A 10,970-nucleotide genomic window follows, 5' to 3' on the forward strand; every position below is an offset into this window, starting at 1 on the left:
TAAACCTTTTAATTCAGATTGACACGTTACCATAAAGTAACATATAATAACGTTACCAAATGGTAACATATTATAAAGGTCGCGTTGTTTGCCGGCAGCCGCCGTGCACACCACTATCGATCAAGGAGGATGACCATCCCATGACGATTCGCGGACTCCACGAATCCCGCAATTCTGCACAGCGCGGCGCACCGGCCAGTCCGGCATCCGCTGACGACCGTACGGCTGCCCGAACCGCAAGCTCCCGGCCATTGAAGCTCGCTTACGTTCTCGCTGTGGTCAACGCCATCGTGATTGGCGTTTCCTTTTTGCTTGTCAAGCTGACATTGGCTTACGCCGATCCGATCGATACGCTCACGTACCGCTTCGCCGCCGCTTTTCTCCTCTTGGGTGTTCCGGCGGCATGCGGAATCGTCAAACTGAACTACCGCGACAAACCGTTTGCTCTGTTGCTGCTGCTGGCTTCGTTATACCCCGTCGGTTACTTTTTGCTTCAAACGACAGGGCTTCAGTATGCCACCTCGGCGGAAGGCGGCATTATCAGCGCATTTACGCCCATCGCCACGATGGTGCTCGCTTCCTTCTTTTTGAAAGAACAGACGACTTTGCTGCAAAAGCTGTTCATCGTTCTATCGACGCTTGGCGTCTTGTTTATCTTCGCGATGAAAGGCAGCGGAATCAACATGTCGACCTTGACCGGGATGGCGCTGCTCCTGGTCGCCTGCGTCCTCTTTGCCGCATACAGCGTACTTGCCCGCGCCGTTACGCGGCGATTCAGCCCGGCGGAGATCAGCTGCTTCATGGTGGGCGCCGCCTTCGTCTCGATGCTGCTCGTTTCGCTGACCGCCCATTCGGCCGCAGGCACATTGGACGCGTTCGTCGCACCGCTCGCAAACGGCGTATTTGTCGCCGTCATCGTCAGCCTTGGCGTCGTTCAATGCGCAACGGCGTTCATGGCCAACTACGTCCTCTCCCGCATCGAAGCGTCCAAAATGAGCGTATTCGCCAATTTGTCCACGGTGGTATCTATCGCCGCGGGAGCCATCTTTTTGCAGGAAGCCGTAACATGGTATCATCTCGCCGGCTCCGCCTTGATTATCGCCGGGGTGATCGGAACGAACGTATCGGCCAAGCGTGCGCTGTCGGTTCAACCGCAACCACAGGAAACATTCGCCAACGCGAGATCCTGAAGCATTTTGCCGGAAACACTGACATACTGTTGTCAGCCTCCACAGCTATAATAACGAATATAGCCGTTAAGCCATGAGCCTGGGAACAGGAAATGAGCTCTAATCCATGAGGAGGAAACAAGATAATGAATAACAACAACACATTACGGGGATTAACGACCGTCACATTATGGACGGATGATTTGGCGGCGGCCAAGCGATGGTACAGCGAGCTGCTCGGGATCGAGCCGTACTTTGAAGTAGCGGACGGGTATTGCGAGTTTCGCGTCGGCGACTATCAGAATGAGCTCGGTCTGATTCATCGCCGTTATGCGCCTGAAGGGGCGCCGGCGACACCGGGCGGTCTTGTCGTCTACTGGCATGTGGACGATGTCAATGCAACGCTTGAGAAGCTGCTGTCGATGGGGGCGACCGTATACGAGGCCGTCACGGATCGCGGCCACGGCTTCGTCACGGCCTCCGTCGTCGATCCGTTCGGGAATATCGTAGGCATCATGTACAATCCGCATTACCTGAATGTGCTCCAGCGGTTTCATAAAGAAACCGGCGTTTGATCCCTTGGCACGACAATGCGCAAAGACGCTTTCATTCCATTGACGGGATGAAAGGTCTTCGCGCATACCGCAGCGCACTGTCCTTATGTTATTTCACGACCATGCTCTGAATGTCTTTATTGGCCTTCTCCTCCGCATCCCGCAAGGCCGAGTTAATATCCATGCCGCCGTCCACTACTTTTTTCAAGTTGTCTTTGAGCGGCTTGTTGGCCGCGTCATAATACTCCGTTCTCGCCCCGATAGCCGCCGACTTCACTTTGAAGATGCTCTGCACGTTTTTCACCTTCATGACCGGGTTGTTCGCGGCGAAGCTCTTCCGGAGTTCCTCATCGTCGTAAGAAGGCAGCTTCAATCCTTCCTTGGCGATGGACAATTGGTTTTCTTTGCTGACGATGGCCGATAGGACTTGGAATGCTTCCTGCTTTTTCTTGCTTTGGGAGCAAATCATCATCAGCCACGGGCCGCTCGCAGGGCCGACTCCCGGATTTTCTTTAAATGTAGGATAGGAGACCATATCCCAATTCATCCCGGTTCCGCCCTGGTTTTCCGCGGTCATGAGGTTGCTTGCGTACGTTCCCCAATCCGGGAGCATGGCCAGGTTCTGTTCCTTCATGAACCGGGTTCTTCCCGAGCCGTATCCCGATTTGTTGTTCGGCAAATCCGTAATGTCCTTCATCAGCTGGAATACCGCTTTCCAATGCGCGTTATTGAACTGCGCCTTCTTCGTCTGCGGATTGACGAGCGTATCGGGGGACAGCTGACTGTATATATAGTAAGGATCCACTTGACTGGCCAGCGGGTAATATTGGGTGGCACCGTTCATGCCGGAAACTTTCCTGCTGAGCTCCAGCACATCATTCCAGGTCATGCCGTCTTTCGGGTAAGGGACCCCGAATTTATCGAATACATCTTTGTTGTAGTATAGCGCCGTATATTGGGCTGCCCATGGGATCGCGTACAACTCGCCTTTTTTGCCGTATAAATCGTTAACGTTCATCAAGGTCGGCGTATACTTGGTTCGATCGTATCCGTTCGCTTTGGCGAGCGAGCTCAATTCTTCGGCCATTCCCACTTCCTTCATCTTAAGCACGGAATACGTGTCCACCGTCATAATATCCGGATAGGTGCCAGCGGCGATCAGATCCTCCAGCTTTTTGCCGGCTGCGTTGCGCACCACATCAAACGAAATATTCGGGTATTTTTTTTGCACCGGTTCGGCGACATACCGTTGAAACTCCTCATCGCTCATTCCTGCGGAATGCATATAAAAGGTCAGCGTTACCGGTTCCTTGGATACCGGAATGGCCTCCGGCTTCCCCGTCCCCTTCTCCTCCGCAGTAATGGCGCTGTTCCCCCCGCAAGCGGTTGTGAAAGAACAACCCATCAGCAGCGCGAGTACAAGTGCTATTTTGGTGTTCCGCATGCTTCTTTCCTCCCTTTTGATTTCTGCTCGCAATACCGGACTGGGCTGCTAAACTGACTTTTAAGCGCTTTCATTTTATTCCCCTGCGGTTCTCGGTATGCGTCATTTATGGATATCGATTGCAGAGCTTCACAGTCATTTACGGAGTGAACACATACCCGTTAAAATAATGCACCCCGTCCGAAGCGGTATCTCCCGGAGCCGTCCTTCGATTGGTGTTGAACCAAAGCTTGTCGCCTTCGCCGATGCCGACCCCTTCGATCTCGAACAGATCGGGGAACGCAGAGGAAGTTACGCGGAACGACAAGTTGTTATCTGCATATATGGTGCCTGATGCGGTCGAGATATTGCGATACACGAGTACAATACTGATGTTCTCATGCGTGAGCGGGAAAAATAATGTATTGCTGCGATAACCGAATCCTTGGGTTAAATACGATGAGATGTTAGATACCGTGCTGCCGTTGACCTTGGCATCCGCAATATTAACGGTAAATGAGGAGGTGACATTGATAGTGCCGCTGGTGGCGGTTAGCGGGAGAGACCCTCTGTAGAATGTGCGTCCGGATTTGAAGAGGAAGTTCAAGCTGCTGGTCGTTTTGCTCGTAATTTTAACGCCCGACATCGATTTGTCCGCGCCGTTGTACTTGATCGTGTAGTTGCCGACTTTGTAATAGGTCGCCCCTACATACTTCAGTTTCACGAGGCTCATGCTGCCGGTGTTCATGGTGACGATAAACATGTACAGCTCTCCGTTGTTGGAGCTGAGCGCCATATCATTCGCATGCCCGAGGTAGTTCGCGTAGGTCGTCCCGTTATCCCCGTTCGTCATGAGCTCGGTCGTTCCGTCGCTCATCTTCGTACGGTAAATGACCTGCTTGTTATCGGCTTCGTTGATTTTCACCGAATACGTGTAGGCCGTTCCGACGCCAAACCCTTGTGTAGAATAAGCGCTGTTAGCGTTACCGAGCGTTGCGACGGTGGAGTAGCCGCCGTAAAAGGCGGCACTCGCCGTAATCGGTACCATCAAAGCTACGCACAGCAGCAAGGCGACCATCAGGGTAACGCGATTCCGGGCTCCCGTCCTCCTGGTGAACCTTCCCATTCCCATACCATAACCTCCTTCATTTATTGGGTTAATGCCGTACTACCACGCGGTATATCCCCCGTCTACCGAGAATACGCCCCCGGTTGTATAGGAGGATGCCTCCGAAGCCAAATAAACGGCGATGCCCTGAAGCTCATCCGGCATCCCTGGACGCCCCATCGGAGTCATGCTCATCCAGCGGTCGATCAATTGCCCGCCTTCGCGGAAAAACTTCTCCGTCAATTCCGTCTTCATATATCCCGGCGCGATCGTGTTCACCCGGATTCCGTAAGGGGCCCATTCGGCGGCTAACGTCTTTGTAAGCGAGATGACGCCGGCTTTGGACACGTTATAGGCGATTTGGCATTGCGGCGTATTGACGATGATGCCGGACATGGACGATATATTAATAATCGAGCCTTTCCCCTGCCGGATCATTTCCTTCCCGATCGTTTGAGACATCAGGAAGACGCCGTTCAAGTTGACGTTCATGACATCCAGCCAGTCCTGGTAAAGCATGTCCTCGGCTTTCGCATTTTTGACGATCCCCGCATTATTGATGAGCACATCGATCCGCCCGAACGACCGAACCGTCTCCTCCCGTACCCGCAGCACGTCATCGGCGCTGCAAACGTTCGCTTCAATGACATCAACCTGCACCCCGTATTGAGAACGAAGCTCCTGCGCCGTTGCTTCGGCATGATTTCGATTCAGATCGACGATGACGATGTTCGAGCCCATTTCCGCTAGAGCGGATGCCATCGATTTGCCTAGACCGACCGCCCCTCCCGTTACGATGGATGTATACTGATCCAGACTCATTTTGTCTTTGACGCTCATACGTATCCGCTCCTTTATTTAGGCATGCAATTCGAGATGGCTCTTATAAAATTCGGCCCACTTCTCAAGCTCATTGGTCGTCACCAGGGAAGACGGATATTCGGCCGCTACCAATTCCATGTCAGCGAGCGTATCCACCGGCCACGGATTGAGCAAAATGCCGTTCGATAATATCATTTCCGCATACTCCGCTGTCATCATGCGCATCGGCACCCCGAGGAAATCGCATCTCAGTTCCTTCATAAACGGAAATACGTAAGGCATGCTGCAGGAGCTTGTTAAGCCCAGCCGGATATCCTGATCAAGCCGTCTGACCTTCGCGATCGAGAAGTGATCGAAGCTGATAATGATCGATTGGTCCAGTGTATCCGTTCGCCGCAGCAGCTCGAGCGTCTTCTCCTCCAAGCCCGGGTACAAATCCCCCTGCTGCTTGAGCTCGACCATAACGATGATCGGCTTCCCTCGGAGCAAGCGCAGTGTTTCTTCCAGCGTAGGGATCGTCTCGATCTCGCGGACGCGAAGGCGCCTCAGCTCATCCAGCGTGTAATCCCGCACCATCCCTTGCGCTCCCGTCATCCGTTTGACCGTAAAATCATGAATGACCACCGGAACGCCGTCTTTGCTCAGTTGCACGTCGAGTTCAACATACGTGAAATTCAGATCGAACGCGGCCTGAAATGAAGACAGCGTATTTTCCGGGTATTTGACCGGATACCCCCGATGCGCGATTCCTTTTATGTACATGGTTATGCTCCTTTTACAATAAAATAGGATGATGATTCCATTAGCCCAATAGGCCCATCATTTGCAAACCGTACTTGACCCCGTCCTCCGATACCGCTTTCGTTACGAAATCGGAAGCTTCCTTCGCTTCCTCGCATGCATTGCCCATCGCAATGCCCGTACCGACGAACTTCAACATCTCGACATCGTTCAAGCCGTCGCCGAAGGCGAACGTATCCTCTCTGCGAATCCCCGTCTTTTCCAGCAGCACCTCGATCCCCTTCGCTTTGGAACCTCCGGCGGGCAAGATATCGAGCGAGTACGGGTGCCAGCGAATCATCCGGAATTGCGGAAAATCGTGAATATATTGCTCAGCCCCCTCTTCGCAAAACGCGAGCGCATAATAAATTTCCTTATCCTGCTCAAGCTGCGGTCGGTAATGCGGCTTGGCCGCTCGCAAGTCGCCTATGGCCCGTTCGACGTACGGGTGGGCGTTGCGGTTGACCCAAATCACGTTTTCGTCCGAAAACGCCATCGGATGACCTTTGCCGGCAGCAACCGCTTCCAACGCATGCAGCGCCTCGTCATTAATGTTTTTTTTGTACACGACCTCGCCCCGGTACACGGCGTAAGATCCATTGCAGCCGACAAAGGATTGAATGTCCAGCTCCTTCATCAAATGTTTGAACATGACCGGCGCACGACCGGTGGCAATCGCCACTTCCACCCCCCGAGCTTTCAATTCGCGTATCGCCTGCTTGGCGGAATCAGGCACTTGCTTGTGGTGGTTGACGAGCGTATCGTCGATATCAAAAAATACAAGCTTCCCCATCGTAGGACTCCTTTACCGATTTTCTTTTTTATCTTTTATTATCTTTTAACATGAATTTAATTGAAAAATATGCCATTGTCAATAATGAAATCAGAATTAAATTATTTTTTGTTATCTTTTTAAATCATTTTTTCACGAAATAAAAAAAGATTTTCAAACATCTCGGTATAAGTCCACAACAAAAACGCCACTACCGGCTCGTAGTGGCGTTCCATTGTAAAGCTTACAGCTTCAGCTGCATATGGTACAGCTTCGCGTACGTGCCGCCCGATGCGAGCAGCGCTTCATGGGTACCCTGCTCCTCGATGCCTTTGTCCGACAGCACCACAATGCGCTGCGCATTTCGGACCGTAGAGAGCCGATGGGCGATGACCAGCGTGGTGCGGTTGTCAGTTAGCTGCTCCAGCGACGCCTGGATCGCCCGTTCGCTTTCGTTATCGAGCGAGCTCGTCGCTTCATCCAATATCAGAATGGGCGGATTTTTCAGGAAAACACGCGCAATGCTCAGCCGCTGCTGCTGCCCTCCGGACAGCTTGACGCCGCGCTGCCCGATATCCGTATCGTACCCGTCCGGCAGCTCCATGATAAAGTGATGCGCATGGGCCTTTCGGGCTGCCACGATCACCTCTTCCCTGTCTGCATCCGGCTTACCGTAGCGGATGTTGTCCAGCACCGTACCGGCAAACAAATATACGTCCTGCTGGACGATGCCGATATGCCGCCGCAAAGACAACTGGCTGATCCGCTTGACCGGGTGGCCGTCCAGCCGAATTTCGCCTTCGCTCGCTTCATAGAAGCGGGGGAGCAAGGAGCACAGCGTCGTCTTGCCGACGCCGGAAGGACCGACGAAAGCGACGTATTCGCCGGCTTGAATATGCAGCGACACGTTCCTCAGCACCTCATCGTGGTCTTCCTTGTACTTGAAGCTCACGTTTCGGAACTCCACCTCTCCGCGAACATGCGACAGCTCGATCGCATCGTCGGCATCCCGGATGTCCGGCTCGACCTCCAGGATGTCCATGAACCGGTCAAACCCGGTCATCCCTTCCTGGTACAGCCTGGCGAAGTTCACCAGCCGCTGAATCGGCTCGATCAGAATACCTATGCACAAAAAGAAGGTCAGCAGATCGGCCAAATCCAGAGACGCCTTAAGCATTGCGGCACCGCCAAAGACGATCACGGCGATCGTAATCAGCTGGGTGAACGCGATCACCCCTTCGTGAAACAGCGTCTCGCTTTTGTATCCCGCTCCCCGGCTCTGCACAAAACGATCGTTGGCATAAGCGAATTTCTTTTGCTCGATGTGCTCGTTCGTGAACGATTTTACAACCCGAATGCCCGAGAGCGTGTCCTCCACCTGAGCGTTGATATCGCCGATCCGGTCTTTGCTTTCGCGCAGGGCAACGTTCATTTTTTTGTTGAAGTAGAAGGCGTACGCCGCCATCACCGGCAAAAACAAAAAAACGATGAGCGTCAGCTTCACATCGATATAAATGAGAATGGCGAACGCCCCGGCGAACTTCAACACCGAGATGAGAAGGTCTTCGGGACCGTGATGATACAATTCGGTGAGCGACAAAATATCGTTCGTCGTCCGGGTCATGAGCTGGCCTGTTTTTTGCTCGTCGTAAAAGCGGAACGACAGCTTCTGCAGATGATCGAACAATTCGCTGCGCATGTCGCTTTCCATCTTGGCCCCCATCAGGTGCCCCTGGTACGAAATAAACATATTGCAAAACGTATGGATCAGTACAAGCGCCACCATCCAGGCGCCGATCGCATAAATCCGGTGCAGCGCCTCGGGCGAAGGCTGCTGAAGCACATACACCGTGATATACCGGATGCACAGCGGAAGGACGAGCGTAATGGCCGATACGACGAACGCGCATGCCAAATCTGCAGACAGCAAGCCCAAATACGGCTTGTAATAAGACAGAAACTTTTTCCTTCGAGCGTTCAATTCGGTTTCCTCCATGATCTCGGAGGGTTACCGTGCGATAGCCCTCCTGAATTTGTTCGTTGGCACATGGTTTCTCGTTCTCATGGCAAACACCCTTTCCTGTGGTATACAGCGGTTACGACTCGCTTCGAAGGCCCGCTCCTGCAGCGAGTCGCAGCAATCCCATTCGATCCTAACTTCACTACTGTTTAGTATAAGCACCATTCGGACAAAAACGAGGGACGGAATCGTTTTAACCAAAAAATCGGCGGTTCGGTCGGTGCATGGCGCGCTATCCGCTTATTTCACCGGCGTATCCAACCCGCATCATCAAGCGTTCGAAGTGACCGGAAAGAAGCAAATCGGCGACGAGAGGTTCGCGTTCCATGCATTGCTGTACGAGTATTACACGGCGCAGCCGGACGTGCTGTGAACGGATTGCCGTATGAGCATGCCGCAGGCGCGACCATCGAGGTCGTCAAGCGAGGCGAGGACGAATGGGAAAGGCCGGGCTGGCGCGTAAACGGCCTGCCTTGAATGCGCATGGGACCATGACTGCCCGCTTGAGCCGGATGGGCTCTAATCCTCATGCCTTCGAGCCACTCAATTACGACTTATTTTTTAAATATGATAGTCCTGATTAACGAAATATTTTAGTTAAAAACCACGCAAAACCTTTGTTATCGCATGTCAACTTCCGATCGTGCATATTACAATATCACTATCCCGCTGTAAAGGAGAATGCACGATGACGATAACGTTAAACGATCCCGTCCGCATAGGCGGATTGAACTTGAAAAACCGGCTCATTATGGCGCCGCTGCAGCAATACAGAGGGACGCCCGATGGGTATGCCGGCAATCATCACGTGGAGCATTATGGCCGCAGCGCCAAACATGTAGGGCTCGTTATTGCGGAATCGACCGCGGTGTCCCCGAACGGAAGACTGTGGAAGAACGATATCGGGATTTATACGGATAGGCACATCGAACCGTTGAAAAGAGTAACGGATGCCGTTCACGCCTATCGGACGCCGATCTTTGTCCAATTGTCGCACGGCGGAAGAAAATCTTCGCCGGAAGTCACGGCAGCGCTGGCGGCGCCAAGCGCGATCGCGTACGATGAACATTACGGAACGCCGGAGGCGCTATCTTGCGAGGGTATCCAGCGCGTCATCGAGGAATACCGGTTGGCGGCGAAACGGAGCGTGCAGGCGGGGTTTGACGGCATTGAGCTTCATGCGGCGCACGGTTTTTTAATTCACCAGTTCGTATCGCCGCTGTCCAACACACGAACGGATGCGTACGGCGGGTCTACCGTCAACAGAGCCAGGTTTCTGCAGGAGACGATTGCGGCAATCCGGGGCGAAGTCGGCAAGGACTACCCGGTAATCATCCGCATCTCGGCCACCGACTATAGCGAAGGAGGACTGACGCCGCAGGAGTGGGCGCGCGTCTTGAAGCCGCTCGAACCGGAATTGGACGGCATTCATGTTTCGACGGGTGGTCTTCTTCCCGTTCAGCCCGGCGACGTCTACACCGCCTACCAGCTGCCGCACGCTGCCGCGATCAAGGCGCACTTCAGCATTCCGGTCATTGCGGTCGGAAACATTCATACCCGCTCGCTGGCCAACCGCATCCTCGAGGACCGGCTGGCCGACTGCATCGCCATCGGCCGTCCATTGCTCGAGGACCCCGACTTCGGGGCGCGCATGCTGCAGGCTCAAGAGCCGGTTGGCCGCGCAGGGTAAAGCAGGTTTCCGTGCCTAGCGCTCGTCGGCGCTGGGGCCATAGATCGACGGAAGCGGCACCTCGAGCATCCGCAAATACACTGTCAACTGGCCGCGGTGATGATACCAATGGTTGAGCATCAGCGTACGTACCATGCCGATTCGCGGAGCTTCCAGGATCGGCACGCCTTCGCTCGTCAGCTTCCATGTTTCCATAAGACCGGCTTCTCCCCATGCGGACAGCTTCGTTTCGGCTAAGGTCACGTACTGATCAAGCGTCGACAAAATCTCGTGCAGCGACGCTGCCTCATGTAAAGGAACAACCGGAATTTCCCGGACGGGCTCGTCCAGCAGCTCGGCAATGGCGCCAGGTACCCCCGCGATATGCAGAGCCAGTTGACCTAACGACATCGATTTGGCATGCGGCTTCCACGAAAGCTTGTCTTCCGGCACCAGCTCGAGCACGCTGCGCGTCAATGCCGCCTCCTGCTGCAATTCTGAGATCAATCGTTCGATATACTTCATCTCGTTCCCTCCCACTATAAAGTAATGTTTTCTCCTGTTTTCTCACTAAATCTCAGTATTTCAACTTTGACGCTTAAGCGGCAGTCGTGGAGAATGTATCCTATGCATCGATTTTCGATCAGAGCGTA

11 protein-coding genes are annotated in these 10,970 nt (G+C 53.5%); 4 read left to right on the top strand and 7 right to left on the bottom strand.

What is annotated here, in order from left to right:
* Positions 1 to 140: 140 nt before the first annotated feature.
* Both KXG62_RS25340 and KXG62_RS25345 read left to right on the top strand, forming a co-directional pair.
* On the top strand, positions 141 to 1,190 hold the full coding sequence (locus KXG62_RS25340; protein WP_218094815.1) for a DMT family transporter: 1,050 nt from the start codon (positions 141 to 143) through the stop codon (positions 1,188 to 1,190).
* Between the two features lie 125 nt (positions 1,191 to 1,315).
* A complete protein-coding gene (locus KXG62_RS25345; RefSeq protein WP_218094816.1) occupies positions 1,316 to 1,744 on the top strand; it encodes a VOC family protein in 429 nt (142 codons plus the stop codon).
* Between the two features lie 88 nt (positions 1,745 to 1,832).
* Here KXG62_RS25345 and KXG62_RS25350 read toward each other — a convergent pair whose 3' ends face one another.
* The 6 genes from KXG62_RS25350 to KXG62_RS25375 all read right to left on the bottom strand — a co-directional run bounded on the left by KXG62_RS25350 (position 1,833) and on the right by KXG62_RS25375 (position 8,609).
* Positions 1,833 to 3,167: an ABC transporter substrate-binding protein gene (locus KXG62_RS25350; RefSeq protein ID WP_218094817.1), complete on the bottom strand. Its 1,335-nt coding sequence runs from the start codon at positions 3,165 to 3,167 to the stop codon at positions 1,833 to 1,835.
* A 139-nt stretch (positions 3,168 to 3,306) separates the two neighbouring features.
* Complete coding sequence (locus KXG62_RS25355; protein ID WP_246627635.1) at positions 3,307 to 4,278, bottom strand: hypothetical protein; 972 nt, start codon at positions 4,276 to 4,278, stop codon at positions 3,307 to 3,309.
* 36 nt (positions 4,279 to 4,314) lie between these two features.
* Positions 4,315 to 5,094 (bottom strand): SDR family oxidoreductase, encoded by a 780-nt coding sequence (locus KXG62_RS25360; RefSeq protein WP_218094818.1) that lies wholly within the window; start codon positions 5,092 to 5,094, stop codon positions 4,315 to 4,317.
* A gap of 18 nt (positions 5,095 to 5,112) precedes the next feature.
* A complete protein-coding gene (locus tag KXG62_RS25365; protein WP_246627636.1) occupies positions 5,113 to 5,838 on the bottom strand; it encodes a glycerophosphodiester phosphodiesterase in 726 nt (241 codons plus the stop codon).
* Positions 5,839 to 5,878: 40 nt separating this feature from the next.
* Positions 5,879 to 6,649 carry a Cof-type HAD-IIB family hydrolase gene (locus tag KXG62_RS25370; RefSeq protein ID WP_218094819.1) on the bottom strand — a complete coding sequence of 257 codons (771 nt, stop codon included), beginning with the start codon at positions 6,647 to 6,649 and terminating at the stop codon, positions 5,879 to 5,881.
* 223 nt (positions 6,650 to 6,872) lie between these two features.
* Entirely contained in the window at positions 6,873 to 8,609 is a 1,737-nt protein-coding gene (locus KXG62_RS25375) for an ABC transporter ATP-binding protein (protein ID WP_218094820.1), read from the bottom strand.
* Positions 8,610 to 8,868: 259 nt separating this feature from the next.
* Between KXG62_RS25375 and KXG62_RS25380 the strand changes: the two genes are divergently transcribed.
* Both KXG62_RS25380 and KXG62_RS25385 read left to right on the top strand, forming a co-directional pair.
* Positions 8,869 to 9,021, top strand: coding sequence for a hypothetical protein (locus KXG62_RS25380; RefSeq protein WP_218094821.1), 153 nt, complete (start codon positions 8,869 to 8,871; stop codon positions 9,019 to 9,021).
* A gap of 315 nt (positions 9,022 to 9,336) precedes the next feature.
* Positions 9,337 to 10,338 carry an oxidoreductase gene (locus KXG62_RS25385; protein WP_218094822.1) on the top strand — a complete coding sequence of 334 codons (1,002 nt, stop codon included), beginning with the start codon at positions 9,337 to 9,339 and terminating at the stop codon, positions 10,336 to 10,338.
* A 15-nt stretch (positions 10,339 to 10,353) separates the two neighbouring features.
* Here the strand turns inward: KXG62_RS25385 and KXG62_RS25390 are convergent, their stop codons facing one another.
* Positions 10,354 to 10,842, bottom strand: a complete 489-nt coding sequence (locus tag KXG62_RS25390; RefSeq protein ID WP_218094823.1) for a DinB family protein — start codon at positions 10,840 to 10,842, stop codon at positions 10,354 to 10,356.
* Positions 10,843 to 10,970 lie beyond the last annotated feature (128 nt).

This window comes from Paenibacillus solanacearum (assembly GCF_910593845.1).
GTDB classification, from domain to species: Bacteria; Bacillota; Bacilli; order Paenibacillales; family NBRC-103111; genus Paenibacillus_G; species Paenibacillus_G solanacearum.